Source organism: Variovorax sp. LjRoot175 (assembly GCF_964253805.1).
Taxonomy (GTDB): Bacteria; Pseudomonadota; Gammaproteobacteria; order Burkholderiales; family Burkholderiaceae_C; genus Variovorax.
Window position 1 is genome coordinate 610,367 of record NZ_CAXURY020000003.1, and the last position, 24,023, is coordinate 634,389.

Below are 24,023 nucleotides of genomic sequence, written 5' to 3' on the forward strand. Positions count from 1 at the left end.
TCACTCCGCCTTGATGCCGGCCTTCTGGATCACCGGCGCCCACTTCGCGTCCTGCGCCTGGAAGAACTTCTCGAAGTCGCCCACCGAGCCGCCCAGCACTTCGACGCCCTGCGCCGCGAAGATGGCCTTCACGTCGTCCGACTTCAGCGCCTTCTGCAGTTCCGCGTTGAGCTTTTCGAGGACCGGCTTGGGCGTGCCCCTGGGCGCAGCCAGGCCGTACCACACCGCGACCTCGAAACCGGGATAGCCCTGTTCGGCCACCGTGGGGACATCGGGCACCGCCGCCAGGCGCTTCGGCGTCGTCACGGCCAGCGCGCGCATCTTGCCGGCCTTCACGTGCGGCAGGGCATTGGGCAGGTTGTCGAACATCACGTCGACCTGGCCGCCGAGCAGGTCGGTCACCATCGGTGCGCTGCCCTTGTAGGGGATCTGGTTCATGTCCGTGCCCGTCACGCTCTTGAAGTACTCCATCGCGAGGTGCAGCGAGGTGCCGTTGCCGGCCGAGGCGTAGTTCAGCTTGCCGGGATTCGCCTTGGCATTGGCAATCAGGTCGGCCATCGACTTGATGGGCGAATCGGCGCGCACCAGCAGCAGGTTGGGCGTCTGCCCGCCGAGGATGACCGGCGCGAAGTCCTTCTTGGTGTCGTAGGGCAGCTTGGGGTAGACGTACTGGTTGACCACCAGGGGGAAGCCGACCACCACCAGGGTGTAGCCATCGGGCGCGGCCTTGGCGCCGGCGTCGGTGCCGAGTACGGTGCCCGCGCCCGGCCTGTTGTCGACCACTGCCGGCTGGCCCAGGCCGTCCTGGAGCTTGCGTGCGAAGACGCGCGCCATCGTGTCGTTGAAGCCGCCCGGCGTGTACGGCACGATGATGCGGATCGGCTTGTCCGGGTAGTTGCCTGGCTGGGCATGGACGGCGGGCAGCGCGAGCGCCATGGCGATGGCGGCGAGGCCATGGAGGAAGGTCTTCTTGTGCATGGTGTCTGCGTTCCTGTGAATCGGGTGCGTGGCGTTCCGGCTCAGACCGTGCCAACCTGCTGGTAGATGTGCTTGATTTCCTGGAAGTCGATCAGCGCGTCGTAGCCGTGCAGGCGACCCAGGCCGCTGCGGCGGTAGCCGCCGGTCTCCGCCTCGGCGAAGAGCTTGTTGTGGTCGTTGATCCACACGGTGCCGTTGCGAAGGGCACGCGCCACGCGCATGGCCCGCGCGCCGTCGCGCGTCCACACGCTGGCGGACAGGCCGAATTCCGAATGATTGGCGCGCGCCACGGCCTCGGCCTCGTCCTCGAAGCGCTCGAGCACCAGCAGCGGGCCGAAGATCTCTTCCTGCACGAAGAAGGCGCCGGTGTCGCGATGCGCAACCAGCGTGGGCGTGAGGAAGGCGCCGCCCGCCAGCGCGCCGGTGCCGCGGCCGCCGCGCAGCAGCACCTCGTCGGCCGCCGCCATGGCCTCGTCGATGCGCGCACCGACGCTGCGGGCGGAGGCGTCGTCGATCATGGGGCCGATGTGCGCGCCCTCGGTCAGGCCGGGAGCGACCTTGAGCGACTGCAGCGCGGCCGTCAGTGCGAGCTTCATCGCGTCGTAGTGCCTCGCATGCACCAGCACCCGGCGTGCGGCGGTGCACTGCTGGCCGCTGATGATGGTGGCGGCGGACGCGAGGGCCGGCGCCACCGCCTGCACGTCGGCATCCTCAAACACCAGGCAGGCCGACTTGCCTCCGAGCTCGAGCGACAGCTTCTTCATCGTCGGCGCGGCCGCGGCCATGATGCGCTGGCCGGTCGCGTTGGAGCCGGTGAAGCTGATGACGTCGACCTCGGCCGACTCGACCAGGCGCGCGGCGACCTCGTGGCCGTCCTCGCTCACGAGGTTGACGACGCCGGGGGGCAGTGCTTCGACGGCATGCAGCTCGGCAACGAGCGCGGCCGTGACGAGCGCAGTCTGCGGCGCCGGCTTGATGACCGTGGTGCAGCCGGCCGCGAGCGCGGGCGTGAGCGATCGGATCAGCAGCACCGCCGGCGCGTTCCAAGGCACGATGATGCCGACCACCCCGGCGGGCTCTTTCAGCAGCGTGGAGAAGGCGCCGGGCTCCACCTCGAAAACGTGACCCGGCATATAGCGCGCGAGGCCGGCGTAGTAGCGGATCTCGGAAACGGCTGCACCGATTTCGCCGCGCGACTGCGCAATGACCTTGCCGTTCTCCAGCGTGAGCAGGCGTGCCAGTTCTTCCGCGCGGGCTTCGAGCCGGTCGGCCCAGCGCAGCATGACCATCTGGCGCAGGCGCGGGTTCTGTGCCCAGCCCGGCTGGTCGAAGGCGCGGCGCGCCGCAGCGATGGCGGCGTCTGCATCCGCTCGTCCGGAGGCGGCGTAGCGGCCGAGCTCGGCGCCGTCTGCCGGGTTGCGACGCGTGCCCCAGGCGCCGGATTGCGCGGGCTGCCACTCGCCGTGGATGAGGTTGAGGGTTTGGAGGTCGTTCATGGATGAGGGATGGGTCGTTGCGTCATTCGACGGTGATGCGGCCGTCCTGCACGACCTTCTTCCACAGCGCCATCTGCGAGTCGATGAAGCTCTTGAACGCCGCGGGCGTGCCACCGTCGGGCACCACGCCTTGCTGTGCGAAGACCTTCTTGACGTCGTCCATGGCGAAGATCGTGTTCAGCTCGCGGTTGAGCTTGTCGACCACCGGCTGTGGCGTGCCGGCCGGCACCACGAAGCCATGCCACGAGGTCACTTCATAGCCCGGCACGCCTGCTTCGGCTGCCGTGGGCAGCTCCGGCATCAACAGCGATCGCTTGGTGCTCGCGATGGCCAGCGGACGCACCTTGCCGGACTGGATGAAGGGGAGCGCGTGCGGCAGGAGGTCGACGGCCAGGTCGACCTGCCCGCCGGCCAGATCGGTCAGCAGCGGCGTGCTGCCCTTGTAGGGAACCTGCGTCATGCGCGTGCCGGAGACGCTTTCGAACAACGCCATCGCCAGATGGTTGGAAGAGCCGGCGCCGGACGAGCCGTAGTTGAGCGCGCCCGGCTTCGCCTTGGCCGCGGCGAGTACGTCGCCCAGCGTTCGCAACGGGCCGGCGGCATGCGACACGATGAGCATCGGAGAGCGGCCTGCCAGCACCACCGGCGCGAAGGCCTTGGTGCTGTCGTAGGGCAGCGACTTGTAGAGCCACGGGTTGGCCGCGAAGGGGAACTGCACCACCAGCAGCGTGTAGCCGTCGGCCGGTGCGGTGGCCGCGGCCTGCGTCCCGATCACCGTTCCGCCGCCGGGCTTGTTGTCGACGATCACGGGCTGCTTCCATGCGACTGACAGCTTGGCCGCGACGAGCCGGCCGAGCGTGTCGTTGAAGCCGCCCGTGGGGTAGGGCACGACGATGCGGATCGGCTTGGAGGGGTAGCTCTCCTGCGCCCGTGCCGCACCGGCAACGAAGGCGAGCGCGAGAGCGGCGCCGACGGTGGCCGCCAGGAGCGCTCGGCGGCGCTGGAATGTCTGCATGGGTCTTGTCTCCGGAAGTTGTCGAGTGGCGAAGCGAAAGCGAGGGCGTCAGGCGTACGCCGGGCCTTCGATGGCGGGGTGCGCGTCGAGAAAGGCTTCGTCGACTTCGACGCCGATGCCGGGCGCATCGGATGGACGCACGCAGCCGTCGGCGCCGATCGCGAAGGGCGTGGTCACCAGCGCGTCGCGAAACAGGTTGCCGCGTGATACGTCGGCCTCGAAGTAGCCGTTGCCCTCGATGGCCGCGAGCACGTGCAGCGTCGCGGCCATGTTGATGCCTGTCATCGAGGAGTGCGGATGAATCGGCAGCCTGTATGCCGAGGCGAGCGCCGCGATGCGCATCGTCTCGCTGATGCCGCCGGTCTTCGACAGGTCGGGCTGCAGGATCGACACCACGCGGTCATCGACCAGGCGGTTGAACTCGAAGCGCGTGTAGTGGTTCTCGCCGGCGGCGAAGGGCACGCGGCCATAGGCGCGCGCCAGCTCGTAGCTGCGGTAGTCGTGTGCGGGAAAGGGTTCTTCGAGCCAGCCCACGTTCAGCGCGTCCAGCTGCGGCATGGCGCGCCGCGCATCGGCCAGGGTGTAGGCGGCGTTCACGTCCGTCAGGATCTCGATGCCTTCGCCGAAGGCCTTGCGCACCGCGGCCACGCGCGCCACGTCGCGCTCGACCGTATCGCCCAGCCGCAGCTTCACCGCCTTGTAGCCGGCCTGCACGTGAGCCGAAGCCTCGTCGACCAGTGCCGACGGGTCCTGCCAGCCCAGCGCCACGCCGCCCGCATAGGCGGGGATCGGCTTCGAAGCGCCGCCGAGCAGCCTGTAGAGTGGCCAGCCGGTGGCCTTGCCGCGGATGTCCCACAACGCCATGTCGATGCCGCTCATGGCGATGGCGCAGCCGGCGCCGATGCCATGGCTCGCCAGCTGGCGCGCGTAGATGCGCTGCCAGACGCCGTGGACGTCGGTCGCATCCATGCCGAGGACCATGGTCCGCAGCGCATGGGTGATGAAGTGCGCGATGCTCGAATGCGCGCGGCCGTGGTGCGACTCGCCCCAGCCCACCAGCCCATCCTCGGTCGTCACCTTCACGACCACCGCGTCGCGCTTGAGCGTGCGGCCTACGCCCAGGCGCACGCTGTGCTCGGCCGGAACTGGAAAGGACGTGGCCCAGGCCTGGATCTCGGCGATGGCGCAGCCGCTCGCGGCGGGCGTTGCGGCCGCCGCGTTCGACACGGACGATGAAGGCATATGACTTGTCTCCGGGAAGCGGCGCAGTGGTGGCCGTCTGGGAGAAAGTCTAGAAATCGCCTTGCATCAGGTCAATTAATATTAAATGATGTGGTCAATCACTTAGACTGATGCATCCTCACGGGATGTCCAATGGAATTTCGTCAGATCCAGTATTTCGTCTGCCTCTACGAAGAAGGCTCGGTGACGCGCGCGGCGCGGCGGCTCAACATCGTCCAACCAGCGCTCAGCATGCAGATCGCCAAGCTCGAGGAAGAGATCGGGCAGCAGCTGTTCGTGCGAACGCCGCAGGGCATGCAGCCGACCGGTGATGGGCGGCGCATGTACCGCCTGTTCCTGCCCGTGCTGGGGGATTTTTCACGGGCGCGCGAGCAGGTCATGCAGACCAACGCTGAGTTGAGCGGCCAAGTGCGCGTGGGCATGATCGCGACCATCGCGCAGGGTGTGCTGGTCGATGCCCTGCTCGAGTTCTCGGCACTGCATCCCAAAGTGGAGCTTTCACTGACCGACGGCTTCAGCGGCACATTGACCGATGCGGTGTCGGTCGGTCAACTCGACGCGGCGATCATCAACAAGCCGCGGCGATCGCTGGCGCTCAACTCCGAGCTGATCGCCGAAGAAGATCTGCTGCTCGTCACCGGGCCGCTGCACGCGGCCTTGCCCGACACGGTCGTCTTCAGTGAACTGGCGCATCTCAAACTCGTATTGCCCACTCGTCAGCATGGCCTGCGCGGAATCATCGAAAGCATTGGTCAAGCCGAAGATGTGGTGTTGGCCCCGAGCGTCGAGATCGACTCGATCAGCGCCATCCTTAACCTGGTGTACCAGAGCGATTTCTGCACGGTACTCCCGCGCGTGGCCGTTCGGAAGCCACTTGAGCATGCGTCATTGCGTGGCCATGCGTTGACTGCTCCGCGGCTCGCGCGCCAGATCGTCTGTGTGACGCATCCAAGGCGCCCGTTGGGTCCAGCGGCATCGGCCTTCGTTGCAGTCCTCGTCAAGCACGTCCGAGGGTTGGGACACCAGTGCGACTAACTGCGCTCTGCCGCGTTGCAGGCTCGTCGCGATTGATGCTGATTCAAACTTGACGCCCCTGATGAGCGACCCTCGATCAGAAGGCAGTCAAGGGGGTGTCGAGCCGACGCTTACTTTACAGCTTCGACCATGCGCGCAAGATCGGTCGAGCCCAGCGCCACCTGAGCCACCGACGCTCCAGGTTCCGCGCACGCGGCCAGCACTTGCCGCCAAATCGGCCGCGTGGCGCCGCCGGCTCACGCGCTTGGAGTCTTCCATGGTGTTCACCTGAATCGTTTTGGACACCATCGTCATGGACACAAGCCCGCAACTCAAGACGGGATCACCGCGCGTACCGACGATCCTGTCCCTCCCGCTGCCTGCTCCGGCGTGGAGGGTGGCCTTACGAGCTGTCGCCAGACCGAGGCGTCCTTGCTTTCATCTGAGAGCTACTCGTCGCCGGTTTCGACACCGTTTACAAGGGACATCCAACTGGAGTTCCCGAGCTGCTGATGGACGGCGACTTCGATGGTGTCCAGGATTCGGTAGAAGGTCTTCAACTCTGATTCGGTCAGAGCTGCAGTGATTCTCTTCTCGACAAGGTTGGACAGTTTCTCGATATCAGCATTGACTTTCGCCCCCTTCGCAGTGACACGCACCAGGGCACGGCGCCCGTCCATCTGGTCGGGAATGCGCTCGATCAGTCCTTGCTCTGTCAGATAGCCGATGTTGCGTGCAACCTTTGGTGAGTCCGAGGACGTGCGTTCGATTAACTCCCCCGGGGAAAGAGGCTGGTAACAAGCGATGACAGATAGCACTTTCATCGCCGCCGGGTTCAGCCGATATTTCGAGCGCGCCATGGAAATGACCAGCGCGCTCCAACGATCAGAGATCCGGTTCAGCCTGTAGTTGATTCGCCTGTCAAGGGGGGTTGTCGCCATGCCCGTCATTGTAGGCCTCAAAACTTGACTTATCGGCATAATAGCTGCAAAGTGCAGATATCAAGCAGATAAGGAGACGATTCTTGGAACACGATGTGGTGATCATCGGAGGCGGTGCCTCCGGGCTGACTGCAGCCCAGATGCTGGCCGGCGAGAGCCTGCGGGTAGCCTTGATGTCTGAGGGGTCGCTTGCCGGCGATCTTCCAAACTTGGAGTGGCTGAATGACTTCCCACGCGATGGACACAGGGTGCAGGGTTCTGAGTTCGCTGCGCGCTTGATCGATGATGCCCAGGCTGCAGGGGTTCAATTCATCGAGGGGAGGGTTCAGGAACTCGAAAGCTATTCGAGCTCCCATGCTGCGGTTCTCACCAATGGTCGCGCGCTCACCGCCACCTTCATGGTGCTCGCTCCGGGGCGAAAGAGGCGACAGATCGAAGCCATGTCGCTGGAGCAATTCAAGGGAAGAGGCCTGATCGACTGCGCAGCCTGCGAGGCGGTCTTCTACAGGGGTCAGTCGGTGGTCGTTTGTGGCGGAGGGCAAGGTGCAGTTGTGGACGCATTGCATCTGGCGCGTTTCGCCGCCGACGTCACTTTGGTTGAGCAGGGAGCGCAACTGAACTGTGGCGCGGATCTGGAAGCGCTATTGAAGTCCTCGCCCAACATTCGCGTGCTCAGGGACACCCTGCTTACCGGCGCATCGGGGGCGAGCGGCCTCGAACTCATACAGCTGCGGGATTCATCCGGCTCGGCGAGGTCATTGGCAGCCCAGGGACTGGTGGTTCAGGTCGGCCGCACTCCAGCGACGGATTTCCTGATCAATACGGTTGGCCTTGATGCGCGCGGCTACATCGAGGTAGACGAACGCATGCAGACAGATGTGCCGAACGTATTCGCGATAGGCGACGCGCGGTGCGGGGCCCGATTCACGGTATCAAACGCGGTTGCCGATGCCAGAACAGTCGCCAATGCGATTCGAGCGTCCCATTTGACCGACGCATAGATTGCTCAAGAGCCGAGAACGTCGATGACGCCTTAGGAGACAAGCTTGAAACTTACCCGTCGAACACTGCTGGGTGCCGGTGCGGCGCTTGTCGCTACACGCGGTTGGGCTTCTGATTTTCCAATTCCCGGCCGTCCACTTCGAATCATCGTGCCTGCGGCCCCCGGTGGGCCGGCAGACCTTATGGCGCGGGCCCTAAGTCCAACGCTGACTTCACATATGGGCGGAGCCACCGTTGTTGTCGAGAGCAAGCCCGGGGGGGCGACCGTCCTTGGAGCCGGCATCGTGGCCAAGGCCCCACCAGACGGCCACACGCTGCTCTTGACGATCAGTAGCACGCACACTCAGGTTCCGCACTTGCTGGCCAAGTTGCCCTACGACCCGCTCAAGGACTTCACGCCGATCACGCAGCTCTTTCGTAGTGGTGTAGTCGTATGCGCTCAGCCGTCGCTCAAAGCGAAGGATCTGAGGGAACTTGTCGAACTTTCCAAGTCGGAAGGGCCGATTTCTGCGGCATCCGCTGGCATCGGAACGAGTGGGCATCTCTACATCGAGATGCTGAACCGGTTGTACGGCGCTCGGCTGAATCACATTCCGTACAAGGGCGCCTCGGAAGGTCAGCGCGATCTTCAAGGCGGCATCGTTCAGGTCTATTTCGATTCGGTGTCTTCGGCGATTCCACACGTCAAGGCAGGGCGCGTGAAAGCGCTGGCCATTACAGGATCGACGCGAATTGAAGCGCTGCCGGAGGTTCCTCATTGCGTCGAGCTCGGCCTCGGCGCGCTCAACATCTCAGGTTGGTTCGGCGTCTTCGGGCCTGCCGGCATGGACCGGTCGACCGTCGCTGCGCTCAATAAGGCGCTGGTGGCTGCTGTCAGGTCGCCGGAAGTTCAAAGGCAGTTCGTGCCGCTTGGGGTCGAAATCACGGGCACCAGTCCCCAGGAATTCGCGGCGGTCATTCAACAGGACTACGCCGTCTGGGGCAAGGTCATCAAGGATGCGGGAATCCGCATCGAATGAGACCCAGCATCACCAAAGGATCCGTATGGAGCAAGTCGTTGTCGATCGTTCAATGAACTATGAAGTTCTCAGTCCTGCAGGAGAGCCCAATCACCGTACCGTCGCCGCGCCGCAAACAAGGTTGAGCGACTTGAACGACAAAGTCGTCTTCTGCATCAGTCAGGTCATCGGCGGAGCCGATTCGTTCATGAAATGGGTGGCCGAGTATCTCCCCGCGGTGGCTCCTGGCGTGACCGCCGTGTTCGTCCGCCGCCAAAGTACATATATGTCCGACGAGCCCGAGCTTTGGGCGCGTGTTGAGTCCGAAGCCGATGCGGTGATCTACGGTTGCGGCGCCTGCGGATCTTGTTCGATGTGGGGAACGCACTGGTCCGTGGAACTGGAGAGACGCGGCATCCCCTGCGTGTATGTAGTTGACGAGCCGTTCCGGTCGGACGTTGAACTTACGTGTGCGAAGGAGGGCATGCCGGCGTTGAGGCGGGTGCATGTGCCGCATCCTTGCGACATGCTCGCTGAGCCTGTCATGAGGCAGATCGCTTCGGAATTGGTGGCAGGCCTCACCAGACCGCTTTCGCCCTCGGAACTCGCAGCGAGCTCGCGGATCGAGCAACGGGCAGAACGCATCGCGTTTCGCGGCACCTTGGACGATGTGAACCGATTCTTCACGCGTCGTGACTGGACAGACGGCCTGCCGATCATTCCGCCTACCGAAGCTGCGGTCAGTCGCATGCTCAAGGGCACGTCGAAGTCGCCGGAAGAGATTGTGGTCGAACGGTTCCACCCCGAGGGCTATCGGGTCACCGTGGAGAAAGTGGCCGTTGTGGGCGCGATGGCGAACTGCAGCCCACAGCAAATGCCGGTTCTTCTTTCGATCGTTGAAGCGGTCAGTGCTCCGGCATTTGCGTCGTGCGTGCGATCGACGACCTCGTTCTCGTTGGCAACCCTCGTCGGCGGGCCGATTGCGGCAAAGCTTGGAATGAACGTCGGAGCCAATGCCTTGGGTGCCGGAACAGGCAACGCCGTCAATGCATGCATGGGTCGCTTCTTGCGCCTGGCCTTGATCTGTTTAGGGGGCTCCAAAACGGGCGTGAGCGATCTGAGCAGCATCGGAAATCCCACGAAGTACAGCTTGGCTTTCAGCGAAAACGTAAAGGAAAGTCCTTGGCCGTCGTGGCATGAGTCCGATGGCTATTCGGCCGATGAAGATGTGGTGACCGTCATGTACGGCGGTTGGAACTTCCTGTCGCCATTCGCACGCTTCATGTCGGACGTGAAGCTGGGACTGGACTCGATGGCGCGGGGACTGGCCCAGTTTGAGATGCCGCGCGGAGCGTTGCTACTGCTCGATCCCATCGTGGCCGACAAGCTCGCGAACGCCGGCTATACAAAGGATGACGTATCCGAGTATTTGTGGACGCGCGCAACCCGAACTGCGCGAGACTTTAGAAGCGACTACTTCTACACCGCGTTCATGGAGCAAGGTATCAAAGGACAGGGCGCTTCGTACCAAACGAAGCGTTGGCCAGAGTCCTACCTGACTGCGCCGGACGACCTGGAGATTCAGGTCTACCCGAAGGATTCGATCAAAATCGTTGTAGTCGGCGGCCGGACCAACCCAATGTCACAGGCGTGGCAGTTCTACAACCCCTCGTCGGTGTGCATAGATAAGTGGAAGTAGCGAGATGTGGGGTGCTGTGCTCTGAAGGGTGGGGTCTATTTCGCATCTCGCTCTCGAATCTCATCCAGATAGTTGTAGATCGTGAAGCGTGACATATGAAGCGCCGCTGCCGCCCGGCCCACTGCGCCCTTGACGATGAAGAGGCCCCGTCTGAGCATTTCTTCGACGGCGTGCACTTTCTCGTCCTTTGACATGAACTGCACGGGCTTGCCAAATTTCTGTACGGCCGACTGAATGATCTCGTCCATCAATGCGTCCATGTCGGGCGGATCGCTTTGCACCTCATTCGCCGCGGCAGAGGGTGGCCGGCCATGAATGGATTGCTCAAGCCAGGCATGGGCAAGCTTCAGCACCGTAAGGTCGGCGTTCATGCACAGCGCAGCAAAGGGGATTCCTTCCGCGTCCCTGTAGACGACGGTCGCAGATCGCAGGGGCGTGCCCTTCGGACTGATGGTTGGATAAGCGTCGACGACCGAATGACCGCTCTGCGCTGCGTGAGTGGCGGAAGTCAATGCAGCAGAGAACGCACGGTCGTCCTTCGGTCCGGTCAGGATGGGGCTGCCGACATCGCGACCCGAAACATGGCCATTCGCAATCGCAATGACCGACGCCTCGGGGTTGGTGAGGTCGTGGAGGACCAGCTCGGTGTTCGGTCCCAGCATTGAACCCATCATGTGTACCACGGGCTTGAGAACTTCCATGATTCGCCGACGATCTTCCTTGAGGGCTGCGGGAACAGATGCGTCTTCGGCGCTGTTGGATGTTTGTCGCTTGATACGGCGGGGCTTCGCGGTAGCCGTCGGCCGGGGCAGAGTCTTTGTGTTGGATGGGGAACGGGGCATAGTGAGTGGAATCCCTAGTCGACGCTTCAACAAAACGTAGAACAATAAACTCGGTGTTGAATTCTGGCGATGCGTCTTGCGCAACGCAAGCTTGGCCCTTGGACGAGTCGCCCCGCTGTAGGGCATCTACGCACCAAGATTCAACAATTTGTTGACTTCTCAACATGGAGCTTGAATTATGAGCGATTCGGAAAACACGACAGCGCCTGCTACTTCTCGGCGTCGCTGGCTGAAGACTGTGGGCAGCGCGTCGGTAGCGGGCGTCCTGGGCGGACAACTCGCCGCTTGCGGGGGTGGAGGTGGCGGTTCGGGTGGAATCCTGCCGATCGGCACAGCAACTGCGGCCGAGCCACCTGCGTCCACGCCGACGCTGCCGGCGAGGGCGCTTTTCCCTGGCGTGGCTGACCGCATCTTCCTCAACGGAGCCGCTGATCACCCATGGAACACCTATGCCAAGGATGCCCTGGCGTCCTATGCGCAATCGAAAACAACGCTTGCGGGCGGAAGCGCAACGGCCACGGCAAAGTTCGCGGCCCTGATCAATGCCGATGCGGATGAGGTCACGTACGTTCCGAGTACATCGATGGGTGAGTACCTCGTCACGAAGGCCCTCGGCTTGCCCGAGTCTGGCGGGCGGGTAGTGACCGACGCGCTTCACTTCGTCGGGTCTTTCTACATGTACGAGCAGTATCGGCTCCGGGGAGTGAACGTCATCACCGTTCCAATGGACGCGGACTACCGCATCTCACTTTCCGCTCTGGATGCGGCAATCTCACCCGGAACCAAGCTCGTTGCGATTTCGCATGTGTCGCTGTACAACGGATTTACCCATGACCTCAAGGCCGTATGCGACCTGGCGCATTCGCGTGGGGCGCTCGTGTACGTCGACCTGATTCAGTCCGCCGGCAACATGCCGATTGACGTCAAGGCGGCAGGTGTGGACTTCGCCGCCTGCGGAACCTACAAGTGGCTCATGGGCGACTTCGGCTTCGCGCTTCTGTACGTGCGCAAGAGCCTTCTGCCCCAACTCCAGCGCCCATGGTATGGCTATCGCCAGACCCGCAACTTTGCGGCTCCAATTCTTCATGTGTATCCGCTTGATCCGCCGGGCAGCGTCCCATACGAGAGCGTTCAGATCAACTCGGTCGCTGGGTATTTCATGGGATCGTTCCCAGCAAGTGCGATCGAGGCGGCATGCGCGGCATCGATCGACTGGATTCAGAGCGTGGGCCCCGACAAGATCCAAGCCTATCGAAAGCCTATGACCGACGCTTTGCAGAACGGCCTGAGGGCCAGAGGCTTTCAAGTGGTGACGCCGACCGATTCCAACTCCGCCATCGTGACATTCGCCTATCTCAACGCATCCCAGCTGGCGCCTCGCCTTGCACCCGCGAAGATCGAAATTACCTTGCGCGCAAATCACGCACGCATCTCGCCGTCTGTCTTCAACGACATGAGCGACATCGACAAGTTTCTTGCAGCGATCGGTACCCCATGAGTTCCAAGCACTTTCAAGCAAATCCACTGTCTTGCGGCGTTGGCGCTGCCGGCCGCTTGATACTTCCCGTAGCGCTCGCTGGCCTGGCGATCGTTTTAATCAGCGGCTGTGCGGCTCCAAAGCACTTGAACTCCGGAAAGGTTCTTCCCACAACACTTCCATTTTCCGAGGCAGTGCAAGTCGGTCCGACGCTCTACCTGTCAGGCCAGATTGGCAACATCCCCGGCAGCCTCAAGCTGCCACCTGGCGGGATTCAGCCGGAGGCCAAACAAGTGATGGAGAACATCAGGACATCACTGGAGGCGCATGGATACACGTTTGCCGACGTAGTGAAGTGCACCGCGATGTTGGCCGACATGAATGAATGGAACACCTTCAACGACGTCTACAAGACCTATTTCTCGGCGGGGAAATTTCCCGCACGCAGCGCGTTCGGATCGAGCGGACTGGCCTTTAACGCTCGTGTCGAAGTGGAGTGCATCGCGGCGCGCTGAGTTCGCGAAGCATCATGGCGCCTCGAGCACCTCATTCGCGGCGAGATCGACTACGCCTCCTCCTTCCTGCATCTTCTTGGTCGTTGACATGAGCAAGCGTTGGCCAAGCTGAGCGATCTTGCCGCCGACATTCGCTTCCAGTTGGTAGGTCAACCTTGTCCCTTCCGGTGTGTCCGCCAGGGCCACGACGGCTGAGCTCTTGGCAAAGCCCGCAACGCCTCCCTCGCCCTCGCCGACCAGCTGATAGCCGTTCGGAGGATCCCGATCGAAGAGGCGGACTTTGCCCCTGAATCGCGCCTTTAGCGGTCCGAATTCGAAGCGCACGATCGCGGCGAACTCGCCGTCGGACCTCTCCTCGACCTCTTCGCAGCCGGGGATGCACTGCTTCAGGATCGCCGGTTCGTTCATCGCGGAATACACAGTCGCCCGGGAGGCAGGGTCGATCTTGCGCACCGCCTTGTTCTTGCGATGGCACCGCTTAAAAAGGATCAGGGTAGGCTAAACACCCGGGTCAAATTTGAAGCCCAGCGCCGGCCATACCGCGTGGTCGTCGGCGGTGGCCAACAAGCTGGCGCGCACGATATGGTGGTGTTGGCACGCGGACAGGCGTGGAGACCTGCGGCGTGGCAGCCAGTGCACTGACAGGAACCTAGAAACTACCGCTTCGAAGGAGAGCAAGCGACCACGCGTGTGATGGGCCAGACAGGTCGGACCGGGATGGGAACACTCCGATATGGATCAAGAGCACCAAACTCGATGATCAGTTGGGAGCCTCGTCAGCGAATACCATCAGGGCCAGCAGGCATCACCCCTGCACAACAGGCCGGATATAGACTGCAGCCCTGCCTCCTGATCCTTTACACACAAGTTGCTTGTAATCCGGGAGGCGCCCATATAAGCATTTCCAGTGTTCTAGATTACCGAGTTCTTCATCTAAAAGGCGGTCTTCACGGTTGGTCCGCGTCGCGTCGTGTATGGCGCCCGCGCTGAAACGCTGTCTAGCCAAGAGAGCCCGGCCGAACTCGTAGAGTGCCCGAGCTCAGCAGGACGACCTCTTCAGCGAGCTCGCGCGCACCAACAGGTGGTCGAGCCCGACCTCACCGAACTCGTTGATGACCACCACCGTGTCCGCCACGCCGGCATCGGCCAGCAAATGGCGCAGCAGCGTGGGTGCCGCTGCCGAGGAAGCCGGTCAGCGCATTTATCGGTACACAGCCGTCAGCCCAGGCCGCGGCGTGGTTCATCGTCAGGCCAACTCGAAGATGGCATCGACCTGGACAGCGACGTTGCGCGGTAGCGAATTGCAGCCGACTGCGGCGCGCGCATGCCGACCCGCTTCGCCGAACACCTCGACCATCAGGTCGGAGGCGCCGTTGATCACCTTGGGATGGTCGCCGAACTCGGGGGTGGAATTAACGAAGCCGCCGAGGCGCACGCAGCCCGCGACGCCATCGAGGCTGCCGCCCAGCGCCGTGCGCAGCTGGGCAAGGATGTTGATCGCGCACAGTCGCGCCGCCTTCTGGGCGTTCTCGATCGAGACGTCCTGGCCGACCTTGCCCACGTACTGGTCCTTGCCGCCGGCGGTCGGCACCTGGCCCGCGATGTAGATCAGCGCGCCGCTCTTTCGGGCCGGCACATAGTTGGCGACGGGGGCGACCGCCGTCGGCAATTCAATGCCGAGTTGGGTCAGGCGTGCGTCGGGTCCTTGCGTTGTCATTCTCTGGTGTCCTTGGAAGTAAGTGGTCAATTGCCGAAATAGGGGTCGTCGAGTGGGGCGGAGAGCTGATCGTCGGCATTCAGCTCGCTCAGGGCGGGCGCGAGCGCGCTGCCTGTGGTACGAATATCCCGAGCAGGCCGGCGCCGAGAACGATCACGCGCATGTCGTGAACCTATGAGGTTGCAGCGCTTGAACGCGGAGAAACGGAAGCTCGAAAAGAAAGCAACCGGACCATGCGTCCAAGTTGCCGCTCCCCCTGTCCTCGGTACCTGAGAGATTCACCCGCTGCGCCCGCAGCAGGTTTGCTCCTTCGGTGCATCACATGACGTGATGGCTCTCCAGACGGCTTTGACAGTTGATGCAGTACAGGCTCATCACGTGAGCCGACCTGAGCGTTTATGGGAGTTTGCGCCTTCGGTGGAGCCGCTTCGCGCGGCCCGCTCTCCTGCTATGACGAAGTCTATTCGGATCGTTGCTGGAAGTCGATAGTGCCGCAAGGGGTCGGGAGCCAACCAGCCTCTCGTTGTTCGAGCGCCAAGCCTGGAACGTGAGGCAGGGGAGTTGAAAAAATCAGAACTGGCCGGCCAGCGCGCGGCCGTCGTGATGAGCCTGGTGCAGGCGGCAAGCTCTGCGGCCCTGATCCGCACGCGTACCTAAAGACGTCCTGCAGCGCCTGCCCACGCACATGGCCAGCCGCATCGACAATCTCCTGCCGCACCGCTGGCAATCGATGAAGTGCCCTCCCGGCGAGACCGCCGTGAGCGGCCAATTGCCGCGTGCCGCCGGTCGCAGTCGTCAAGGATCGGACGGCCATCCGCTTACCTTCTATGCGACAAGTGCCATGAGCATCCGATTGCGCGCGGACATACTGCAACTGCTACGATTGCCGACCTTTTGGCAGGAGAGTCCACGATGATGCCGGTATCTGGTGTGAAGGCCGAACCCGCCAAGCTGGCGCGGCGGCGAGTGAAGGTCGGCTTCATCCTCCTTCCGGGCTTCACGATGTTTTCGTACTCTGCCCTGGTTTATATCTTGAAGCATTGCACCGACCCCGCAGCCGCGGTCGGAGTCGACTTTGAATATATCGTTCTAGGACAAAAGCCAGCGCAAACGACCTGCGGGGTCCAAGTACCTCCGACAGCGCCCCTGCACGCTGCTCGCGATTGCAACTACGTTTTCGTGATAGGCGGGAAGACAGCTGCTCCTGTCGAGGACCGCAGATCGATTCTGGAAGCACTCACAAGCGCCGATATGAAGGGCGCAACTCTTGTGGGGACAGGTTCGGGACTATTTGTGCTAATCGAAGCCGGATTTTTCGATAGGTTGCCCTGCGCAACGGATTGGTATCGGGGCGTCGACCGAGATACCCGTTTTGCAGAGGTGCAGCAAATCTCCGGCATTAACTTGGTCGTGAGCGGCAGGCGAGTTAGCTGTGCAGGAGGGCTAGCGGCGCTGGAACTCGGATCATGGCTTCTAGAGCGTCATTATGCCGCTATCGGCGCCGAGATTCCCGCGCCGCAAGAGCTTTCGACCTCCCCCACCGAAACTGAGCAGAATTCTGAAACAAGAGAAAATCCACGCGATGCGAGAGTACTTCGGGCGCTCAAGATCATCGAAAGAAATCTTGGACAGCAGCCATTGAAGGTTGAATCTCTTGCGTCATCCTTGGGGGTTTCTAAGCGGCAGATAGAACGGCTTTTCCAGCAGGAAATGAAGCAACCGGTCCAGCAATATTGTCGTCAATTTCGACTCGCTTATGGATATTGGCTTCTTTTAAATAGCCCCAAGTCAATAACCGAAATCGCGACGATCACCGGTTTCTCCGATAGCTCTCACTTCAATCGATGTTTCCGAGCTCAATTTGCAATGACCCCATCGCAAGCACGACAATCAAAAGTAAGCTTGGATGACGTTATATCGCCGCAATGGGCTTCTCTCTACGAAAGAATGGTAAAGAGTGATCAGGATTTAGACTTGTCGCGATCGAGAAAGTCAGTTTATACAAATCTGGCTCACTCAGTAGTTGGTTCTTCAAGCAGGATCAATCCCGATGGCGGCTTGACCGAGGCAGAAATGCACTGAGCGACAGCCGAGCTACCTCTAACAGCTCCTCAGCAGGTCGGCGAGCTTCGCGCCCGCCGTCTGCTTGTGCAGAACTGCAATGATCTGCCCATTCGCCAAGCCTGGCTCGCTTCATCAATCCGGTATCCCCAAGTTGACGGACTTCCCTGCCACGACGCTGGCGGTTGGGAGGGGGCAGGTGACCGATCTCTCCCGTACCCTTAAACGATACTCCTCGAGTCCCGATTGCCGGCCTATCAGAGCGATAGGCCTGCTTCCTGGTTCCTATATCGGAGCGATCAGATCGCCGCCGTGACGATGAACTCGACCTTGAATTTCGGTGTGGTGAGCTTGGCTTCGCTGGTGGCGCGGGCCGGCGGGTTGATTGGATCGATCCAGGCTTCCCAGACGGCGTTCATTTCACCGAAATTGGCGATATCCGAGAGATAGATGATCGTCTGCAGGATCTTCGACTTGTCGCTGCCGGCGGCAGCGAGCAGGCGGTCGATGTCGGCAAGTGCGCTCTTGCACTGGTCAGTGACGCTCTCGCCTTCGCCGACCCGGCCGGCGAGATAGACGGTGTTACCGTGGACGACGGCGTTGCTCATGCGGGCGCCCGGTTCGATGCGCTGAATGCTCATGGAATTCTCCTGAAAAAAATTGAGCTGCGGAAAAAGGCCCCGCGTGAAAAGCGGGGCCGGGAAAATCTTTAGCCGCAAAGATGCCGGCTCTTTGAAACACACGTTCGAAGTTTAGACAGGCCTAGGTAGGCCACCTTCGCCGCGCATGATGGACTGGGCGAATGAGACAAGCACAGCCGCGGCCTCCGAAACCTTCTCCGGAAGAAGTGCGTGGCCAGAACCATGGATGATTTCCATCGTCGTGAGGTGGCCTACACGATCTCGCAAGTAATCTTCTTCGGGTACAGGTGCAATCTTGTCAAATTCAGGCGCAACATAGAGTACCGGCAAATTTTTGCCTACTTCGGTCCAACTACTGTCGGCCGTTGCATTCGTCGCCGCGAGCTGAAATTTAGAGACCTCTGTATGCCACCCGCTCAACCAAACGGAAGCATCGTGCCCGGGAGCGAAGAAGTCACGCTCCAAATAAAATAGGCGGTCTGCTTCCGGCTTGGAATTGTCAGATACGACATTCACGGAAATCAAGAGCTCGGGCGATATTGTGCTGCCAATAATAGCCGCGAGAAGTGCGACAGATTTTGTCATCGAAGGCCAATGATGGGCGAGAACCCGCGCGACCCAGTTGCCGAACGCGTGGCCCACCACACACAATGCTTCAGGCTTCTCCGGCGCACAATCGGCTTCGATCGCAGCCACAACATCGGCGGCAAGATCGATCAATGTGATGCCTTCGGTCGGCCCCGCACTCGCGCCTATGCCGCGTGGCTGAGGTCGCAAAACCCGGAATCCAGCCGCAGCAATTATTGGTGCAATTTCATCGAAATCAGTGGCGCCTCTTGCCAGCGAGGGGAGCAGAACAATGCGTGGGCCCTTACCTTCGACGAGAAATTCGACCTGACCTTCAGGCGTGGGAATCAGTTTGCGCTCGAGTTTTGACATCTTGTATTTCCTAATTTGGTGGCCTTTGAGGCCGTAAGCCGTAGTCCTTATAAGAAGCATCAATATGGAATCGTTGCAACTGCCCGTGCGGCAAATCTTGCATCAGTCATCAAGATTCACTGCACCGCCGGTTATTACAACGGTCCACATTTTTTTCCTATTGAGGCTTCGAGCTATCGAAAAATCTGGTAGAGGCCAAAGAAGGTCGTGACTGTATAGCTTGGTGCCAGCTCGAGAGCACCGGGTATTTTTCTCGCCAACCGAGCCTTGGAAACCGAAAGTCAGCGTATTCAGCAACGATAGCCAGCGTAATGGAGGCCAACCCGAAAGGCCGTTGCGCGACTCGCTCGACTGTCGCCTCCAGTCTTGTCCATACCATGCTCGACTTCAGGTTGAACGCATTAATAAGCGCAATCTGCTTCGCATCTTTCATTGATTCGATGCGCCATTGCACCAGCAGGTCGAGAAAACCATTGCACAACGCATGCAGCCGAAGCTCTTCAATTCGCGCCTCCGGCGACAGCGGAATAAGCTTAGCGCCACCTGCCATATGACTGAGGTACTCGATGATTACGAGACTGTCGTAGAGCGCGGTCCCGTCATCTAGAACGAGTGTCGGAAGCTGCCCAAGCGGGTTATATGGCAATAAGGCTAAGTCAGGCTTGTTCGGTGCGACGCGAGTTGGAATCGTTTCGAACCGGTCGATTAGCCCTAGCTCGTGGGCACTTGCGGTAACTTTTCTTGCGAATGGAGATGTTGATGACCAATATAGTTTCATGAAGAATTCCTAGGCTATTAATCCGGGACATTGATCGATGCTCGCCTGTGACCAAGCATGCTTCCCTTAGCGACAACTCGCCGCCATCACTCCAAACCGCAGGTCATCAGGTCGACCAATTATGGAATTTTCGCCCGAGTGCGACGAGATCGATAGAATTGCGAAGCCGTGCGAATATGAAAGCTCCGCCGCCCCATCCGATGATGTCGCAATAATCCAAGTTCAAGCGCGCATTTGTCCTATCGCGCTTGGTTGGGAGCGCGATATCGTTCTAGGCAGTCAGCTTACATGGGGGCATTCTTCATGCGCCTCCTAGCAAAGTGCATCATCTCTGGCGGCCATATTTCGAGCGTTCTGCCAAAAATCAACCAATCGTCTTGCTTCTGTAACCCGATCCCGTTTCACACAACTTCTATGAAAAATCTTTTCAAAATCGCACTGTCCCTTGTTGTTGTTGTTGCTGCGCACGGCGTGGTTGCCGAGACTTTCCCTGCCAAGCCGGTGACCATCGTGGTTCCCTACTCCCCGGGTGGCCCTGTGGACAATCTGACTCGGGCCTTGAGCGTCAGGCTGAGCAAGGAGTGGGGCCAGCCAGTACTCGTTCTCAACAAAACAGGCGCTAACGAGATTATTGGTGCCGAATTCGTCGCCAAGAGCCCGGCCGATGGCTACACCTTGTTTGCGGCGACGGAGGCGGCCCTGACCATGAATCCGCACCTGTACAAGAAATTGCCCTATAACGCTGAAAAGGACTTTGCGCCCATCTCGTGGCTGATCACCGTTCCGATGGTCTTTATCGTGCCGCAAAACTCGAAGGCCAATACGCTTAAAGAGTTTGTGCAATTGGCACGTAGCGCCAAAGACAAGCCGATGAGCTACGGCTCTTCCGGCGCCGGCGGTATTGTCCATTTGCCCCTGGCAATGTTTGCTAAACAGGAGAATCTGGAGATGGTGCACGTGCCCTACAAAGGCGCAGCGCCCCTGATTCCCGAGATCATTTCGGGTCAGGTGGACTCGGCGATCCTCGGTGTTTCAGTCATCGAGCAACATGTCAAGACGGGCAAGATGAAGGCGCTGGCTATTTCCGGCGACAGCCGCAGTGTCGCCTTGCCAGAAGTGCCGACGTTCAAGGAAGCGGGCGTGAAGGACATCAACGGTGCTTTCAACATCGGGCTCGTGGCACCCGTGGGAACGCCCTCGGCCGTGGTGGAGAAAATCGCCAGCGACGTTCGCAAGATTCTGATGGCCCCCGATTTCCGCAGCACTCAAATCGACGCCTATTCTTATGTGGCCGTTGGCTCCACGCCCGAGGAGTACAAAAACTACTTGGCGCGAGACTTCAAAGTGCAGGCTGAGCGGGTGAAAATATCTGGCGCCAAACTCGACTGATCGCCCTTTGCTGGAAAGCGTTATGCCCCACCTGAATTTTGTGCAACAAGGGCAAGGCCCGCTGGTGGTGCTGAGCCATGCCCTGGGTTGTGATCTGACCATGTGGAACGACGTAGCCGTCGCGTTGGAAGACCGCTACACCGTGCTGCGATACGACCACCGGGGCCATGGTCGTAGCCCGGCCGGCGCCGGTACTTACACCATGGAAGACTTGGCCGATGACGCGGCCGAGTTGATCCGCAGCCAAGCGGTGGGGCCGGTGCATTTCGTCGGTCTTTCATTGGGCGGCATGACGGCCCAGTCGCTGGGCGCTCGCCACCCACGACTGGTACGCAGCTTGGTGATTGCCAACTCGGCCAGCCGCTACGACGATGCCGCACGCGCTATGTGGCAGACCCGTATCACAACGGTGTTGACTCAGGGTGTGCCGTCGATTGCCGCAGGCGCCATGCAGCGCTGGTTTACGCCGGGATTTCATCAACATGATGAGGCTCAGGTGACTGCTTTGCGGGCCGTTCTGGAGGCCACTTCAGCCGAGCCCTACGCAGCCGCGTGCGGGGCGGTCTCCAATATCGACCTCGACACCAGCAACGCCAGCATCGCGTGCCCCACGCTGGTGATCGCCGGCAGTAGCGACGAGGCGACGCCGCCGGTGATGTCGGAGGGAATTGCCAGGCACATCCCGGGCGCGCAGCTGCGTTTTCTTGACGCGGCACATTTGAGTGCAGTGGAGCAGCCCGATGCCTTCGCGCGCCTGCTCACCGATTTCTGGTCAGGACTGCCTGCCTAGGGAGCCGCAACGGTCCGCCTTCAGTCAGCATTCGGTTTAAGGGCTTCACGCGCAGCCGGTTGCAGATTCTCTAGCCGTTGCACTGCGAAAAGCACCGCAACGCCAGAAAATTTCCGCTTGGAGCACCATCTGCAGCGCGGTCCGAACGATGGCGTGCAAGTCCCTGGCGCCTGGCGCGCGGTGAGCCGACAGACGACGGCTGAGCTCTTGGCCTCCAATGCCGTAGTGAATATATTGGCCGGCCGGGCTCCTGATGTCTGATCTCCGTCAGGGACGGGAAGGCGCAGGGTGTGGACTAACTAGCGGGCGCGTTTGCGGGGTGGGCCACGCTGGGCAAACCGCTGCAGTCATCCCTTTAGCCCCGGCGCCTGGTCCGACTTGCTAGCTCCTGCGCTCTTCGAACTCCCAGTACATTCGTACGGCGTCGGCATAGCTGTATTCGCCGCCGGCGCCTCAGTCGCCGAGCACCTCACCCCACACCTCCCGAAGAAGCTAATGCTTGGTGGGGCGAGGCGGCTTCATGTGCTGCCTGGCCATCGCCAGGAAGGCCAGGGCCGCCGGGCTCAGCGGATGCTTCGCTAGCCGCACGGCTACCACGAGATACTCCAGCGTGGGTCGTGTGACCGCTACCGCGCGCAGGTTGGCGGGCATCAGCACTTCGACGTAGCGCGGCAACAAGGCCACGCCCGCTCTGGCTTGGATGAGGCCGAAGGCTGTCGACAGCATCGACACATGGTGGACCACCCTCGGATACACGTTCGCCATGCTCGACAACTGGCGGCTCACCGCGCGCCACACGTTGGCGTCGGGGTTCACATGAATGAAGGGCAGCGATTCGAGGTGGCGGGCATCGACCACCACGCGCTGCGCCAGCGGATGGTCGTCGCGCACGAACAAGGCCATGCGCTCGGAGAACAACGGCTCAGCCGCCAGTTCCGAATGCTTCTGGTCGATGTCGGAGCCGAAGCCGAGGTCGGCCTCTTGCGAAAGCACGCGCGAAATCAACTGGTCGGCGGTGCTGTCGAGCAGCGTGGTCGCCAGAGTCGGGTGCTGCTGCGAAAAGCGGCCAAGCAGCGGCGGCAGCAGTGCACCCGCTGTCAGGTGACCGACCGCCAGCACCACGCGGCCTTCGCGCAGTTGCGACTGCGAACGGCAGGCACCGACCGACTCATCGATCAGGCGCAGCGCGCGCACCGCCGTGTCGACCATCATCTGGCCGGCATTGGTCATGCGGATGCGGCGCCCGCGTACCAACAGGGGCTGCGCCAGCTCTTCTTCCATGCGCTTGATCAGGTGGCTGACGGCCGGCTGCGTGAGCTGCATGGCCTCCGCCGCAAGGGTGAAACTGCCGGATTCAGCCACCGCCGCCAGGGCGCGCAGTTGGTGCAGCGAGATCTCTTCCGTGGCGTTGCGAGTCATAAACTGCATTCATAGTTGAATAACCTAGATTATCTTGCTTGATGTGCCGGTGCTGAATAGGATCCGCTTCCCCCCAGACACTCAGTATCCTGCACATGAAAAGAATCCAATTCCTTCAAGGGGCCGCCGTTGCGCTGCTGTGCATGGCCTCCTCGTTCGCCAGCCTGGCGCAGGGCTACCCGAACAAGCCGATCCGCCTCATCGTGCCGTTCCCCGCGGGCGGCGCCACCGACCTCTTCGCCCGCACGCTGGGCCAGAAGATGGGCGAGAAGCTCGGCACCACGCTGGTCATCGACAACAAGCCGGGCGCCGGCGGCGCGATCGGATCCGATCTCGCGGCCAAGGCGCCGGCCGACGGCTACACGCTGCTGCTGGCCACCACCAGCACGCACGCCATCGGACCCGCGATCAACGCCAGGCTGCCCTACGACACGGTGCGCGACTTCACGCCGATTGCCCACGTGGGCGATGCGCCGAGCGTCATGCTGGTGCCCAACAGCTCGCCGGCGAAGACGGTGCGCGAATGGATAGCGTACGCACAGAAGAATCCCGGCAAGCTCAACTACGCATCGAGCGGCAACGGCACCATCGTGCAGCTCACCACCGAGCTGTTCAAGTCGCAGGCCGGCGTGTTCGTCACGCACATTCCGTACAAGGGCACGGCGCTCGCGATTCCCGACCTGATCAGCGGCAAGATCGACGTGCTCTTCGATTCGCTGCCCACCGGCATGCCGCATGTGCGCGACGGCCGGCTGCGCGCGCTGGGCGTGACGACGCTGAAGCCCAGCCCGCTCGCGCCCGAGTTGCCGGCGATCGCCGAGGTGCTGCCGGGCTTCGAATCGAACACCTGGTTCGGGCTCTACGGTCCCAAGGGCCTGCCGGCGGACATGACGGCGCGCATCAACAAGGCGGCCAACGAGACGCTCGCCGATCCGGAAGTGCGCGACAAGTTGTCGAAGCTAGGCATCGCACCGACGATCGGCACGCCCACGCAATTCGCGAGCATGGCGGCGCTGGACGCCGACAAGTGGAAAAAGATCATCACCGAACGGAAAATCACAGGCGACTGA

General features: G+C 61.4%; 22 protein-coding genes, 1 pseudogene and 2 riboswitches. Of the genes and pseudogenes, 11 read left to right on the plus strand and 12 right to left on the minus strand.

Translation table 11 applies throughout. The annotated features are described in order from the left end of the window. From ACSQ89_RS40760 to ACSQ89_RS40775, 4 genes are read right to left on the minus strand one after another with little or no spacing between them, the layout of a single operon-like run. Positions 1–978, minus strand: a complete 978-nt coding sequence (locus tag ACSQ89_RS40760) for a Bug family tripartite tricarboxylate transporter substrate binding protein (protein WP_436297813.1) — start codon at positions 976–978, stop codon at positions 1–3. Positions 979–1,019: 41 nt separating this feature from the next. Beyond that, a complete protein-coding gene (locus tag ACSQ89_RS40765) occupies positions 1,020–2,474 on the minus strand; it encodes an aldehyde dehydrogenase family protein (RefSeq protein ID WP_436297814.1) in 1,455 nt (484 codons plus the stop codon). Positions 2,475–2,496: 22 nt separating this feature from the next. Then, complete coding sequence (locus tag ACSQ89_RS40770; protein WP_436297815.1) at positions 2,497–3,489, minus strand: Bug family tripartite tricarboxylate transporter substrate binding protein; 993 nt, start codon at positions 3,487–3,489, stop codon at positions 2,497–2,499. Positions 3,490–3,537: 48 nt separating this feature from the next. Then, positions 3,538–4,731, minus strand: a complete 1,194-nt coding sequence (locus ACSQ89_RS40775; protein WP_436297816.1) for a mandelate racemase/muconate lactonizing enzyme family protein — start codon at positions 4,729–4,731, stop codon at positions 3,538–3,540. A 132-nt stretch (positions 4,732–4,863) separates the two neighbouring features. Between ACSQ89_RS40775 and ACSQ89_RS40780 the strand changes: the two genes are divergently transcribed. Next, entirely contained in the window at positions 4,864–5,766 is a 903-nt protein-coding gene (locus ACSQ89_RS40780; protein ID WP_436297817.1) for a LysR family transcriptional regulator, read from the plus strand. 428 nt (positions 5,767–6,194) lie between these two features. Here the strand turns inward: ACSQ89_RS40780 and ACSQ89_RS40785 are convergent, their stop codons facing one another. Further along, positions 6,195–6,686 carry a MarR family winged helix-turn-helix transcriptional regulator gene (locus ACSQ89_RS40785; protein ID WP_436297818.1) on the minus strand — a complete coding sequence of 164 codons (492 nt, stop codon included), beginning with the start codon at positions 6,684–6,686 and terminating at the stop codon, positions 6,195–6,197. An 83-nt stretch (positions 6,687–6,769) separates the two neighbouring features. Between ACSQ89_RS40785 and ACSQ89_RS40790 the strand changes: the two genes are divergently transcribed. Genes ACSQ89_RS40790 through ACSQ89_RS40800 form a run of 3 tightly spaced genes read left to right on the plus strand, consistent with a single transcriptional unit; the run spans position 6,770 to position 10,385 of the window. Next, positions 6,770–7,687, plus strand: coding sequence for an NAD(P)/FAD-dependent oxidoreductase (locus ACSQ89_RS40790; RefSeq protein ID WP_436297819.1), 918 nt, complete (start codon positions 6,770–6,772; stop codon positions 7,685–7,687). 45 nt (positions 7,688–7,732) lie between these two features. Next, positions 7,733–8,707, plus strand: a complete 975-nt coding sequence (locus ACSQ89_RS40795; protein WP_436297820.1) for a Bug family tripartite tricarboxylate transporter substrate binding protein — start codon at positions 7,733–7,735, stop codon at positions 8,705–8,707. 25 nt (positions 8,708–8,732) lie between these two features. Further along, on the plus strand, positions 8,733–10,385 hold the full coding sequence (locus ACSQ89_RS40800) for a UGSC family (seleno)protein (protein ID WP_436297821.1): 1,653 nt from the start codon (positions 8,733–8,735) through the stop codon (positions 10,383–10,385). A gap of 35 nt (positions 10,386–10,420) precedes the next feature. On the opposite strand, the gene ACSQ89_RS40805 is transcribed toward ACSQ89_RS40800, so the two are convergent. Beyond that, positions 10,421–11,086 (minus strand): helix-turn-helix transcriptional regulator, encoded by a 666-nt coding sequence (locus ACSQ89_RS40805; protein ID WP_436297822.1) that lies wholly within the window; start codon positions 11,084–11,086, stop codon positions 10,421–10,423. Between the two features lie 319 nt (positions 11,087–11,405). Here ACSQ89_RS40805 and ACSQ89_RS40810 point away from each other — a divergent pair, with 319 nt between their 5' ends. Next, positions 11,406–12,725, plus strand: a complete 1,320-nt coding sequence (locus tag ACSQ89_RS40810; protein ID WP_436297823.1) for an aminotransferase class V-fold PLP-dependent enzyme — start codon at positions 11,406–11,408, stop codon at positions 12,723–12,725. Continuing rightward, on the plus strand, positions 12,722–13,219 hold the full coding sequence (locus tag ACSQ89_RS40815; protein ID WP_436297824.1) for a RidA family protein: 498 nt from the start codon (positions 12,722–12,724) through the stop codon (positions 13,217–13,219). Before ACSQ89_RS40810 ends, ACSQ89_RS40815 begins: the two co-directional genes overlap by 4 nt. A gap of 12 nt (positions 13,220–13,231) precedes the next feature. Here ACSQ89_RS40815 and ACSQ89_RS40820 read toward each other — a convergent pair whose 3' ends face one another. After that, positions 13,232–13,672: an SRPBCC family protein gene (locus ACSQ89_RS40820; protein WP_436297825.1), complete on the minus strand. Its 441-nt coding sequence runs from the start codon at positions 13,670–13,672 to the stop codon at positions 13,232–13,234. A 793-nt stretch (positions 13,673–14,465) separates the two neighbouring features. After that, on the minus strand, positions 14,466–14,936 hold the full coding sequence (locus ACSQ89_RS40825) for a RidA family protein (protein WP_436297826.1): 471 nt from the start codon (positions 14,934–14,936) through the stop codon (positions 14,466–14,468). Between the two features lie 246 nt (positions 14,937–15,182). Continuing rightward, a riboswitch (glycine riboswitch) is annotated at positions 15,183–15,288 on the minus strand. A gap of 15 nt (positions 15,289–15,303) precedes the next feature. Continuing rightward, positions 15,304–15,394, minus strand: a riboswitch (glycine riboswitch). Between the two features lie 94 nt (positions 15,395–15,488). Here ACSQ89_RS40825 and ACSQ89_RS40830 point away from each other — a divergent pair. Together ACSQ89_RS40830 and ACSQ89_RS40835 are read left to right on the plus strand one after the other, a co-directional pair. Then, a pseudogene (locus ACSQ89_RS40830) lies at positions 15,489–15,663 on the plus strand (transposase domain-containing protein); the annotation flags it as partial. Between the two features lie 185 nt (positions 15,664–15,848). Continuing rightward, on the plus strand, positions 15,849–17,018 hold the full coding sequence (locus ACSQ89_RS40835; protein WP_436297827.1) for a GlxA family transcriptional regulator: 1,170 nt from the start codon (positions 15,849–15,851) through the stop codon (positions 17,016–17,018). Positions 17,019–17,296: 278 nt separating this feature from the next. Here the strand turns inward: ACSQ89_RS40835 and ACSQ89_RS40840 are convergent, their stop codons facing one another. The 3 genes from ACSQ89_RS40840 to ACSQ89_RS40850 all read right to left on the minus strand — a co-directional run bounded on the left by ACSQ89_RS40840 (position 17,297) and on the right by ACSQ89_RS40850 (position 19,355). Further along, complete coding sequence (locus ACSQ89_RS40840) at positions 17,297–17,638, minus strand: RidA family protein (RefSeq protein ID WP_436297828.1); 342 nt, start codon at positions 17,636–17,638, stop codon at positions 17,297–17,299. A gap of 111 nt (positions 17,639–17,749) precedes the next feature. Further along, positions 17,750–18,577, minus strand: coding sequence for an alpha/beta fold hydrolase (locus tag ACSQ89_RS40845; RefSeq protein ID WP_436297829.1), 828 nt, complete (start codon positions 18,575–18,577; stop codon positions 17,750–17,752). A gap of 157 nt (positions 18,578–18,734) precedes the next feature. Beyond that, positions 18,735–19,355: a glutathione S-transferase family protein gene (locus ACSQ89_RS40850; RefSeq protein WP_436297830.1), complete on the minus strand. Its 621-nt coding sequence runs from the start codon at positions 19,353–19,355 to the stop codon at positions 18,735–18,737. 414 nt (positions 19,356–19,769) lie between these two features. Between ACSQ89_RS40850 and ACSQ89_RS40855 the strand changes: the two genes are divergently transcribed. Together ACSQ89_RS40855 and pcaD are read left to right on the plus strand one after the other, a co-directional pair. Further along, on the plus strand, positions 19,770–20,744 hold the full coding sequence (locus ACSQ89_RS40855) for a Bug family tripartite tricarboxylate transporter substrate binding protein (RefSeq protein WP_436297831.1): 975 nt from the start codon (positions 19,770–19,772) through the stop codon (positions 20,742–20,744). Between the two features lie 22 nt (positions 20,745–20,766). Continuing rightward, the gene (gene pcaD, locus ACSQ89_RS40860) at positions 20,767–21,534 is read left to right on the plus strand and encodes a 3-oxoadipate enol-lactonase (RefSeq protein ID WP_436297832.1); all 768 of its coding nucleotides are present in this window, start codon (positions 20,767–20,769) and stop codon (positions 21,532–21,534) included. Positions 21,535–22,026: 492 nt separating this feature from the next. Here pcaD and ACSQ89_RS40865 read toward each other — a convergent pair whose 3' ends face one another. Continuing rightward, the gene (locus tag ACSQ89_RS40865) at positions 22,027–22,953 is read right to left on the minus strand and encodes a LysR family transcriptional regulator (protein WP_436297833.1); all 927 of its coding nucleotides are present in this window, start codon (positions 22,951–22,953) and stop codon (positions 22,027–22,029) included. A 95-nt stretch (positions 22,954–23,048) separates the two neighbouring features. On the opposite strand from ACSQ89_RS40865, the gene ACSQ89_RS40870 reads away from it, so the two are divergent. Further along, on the plus strand, positions 23,049–24,023 hold the full coding sequence (locus ACSQ89_RS40870) for a Bug family tripartite tricarboxylate transporter substrate binding protein (protein ID WP_436297834.1): 975 nt from the start codon (positions 23,049–23,051) through the stop codon (positions 24,021–24,023).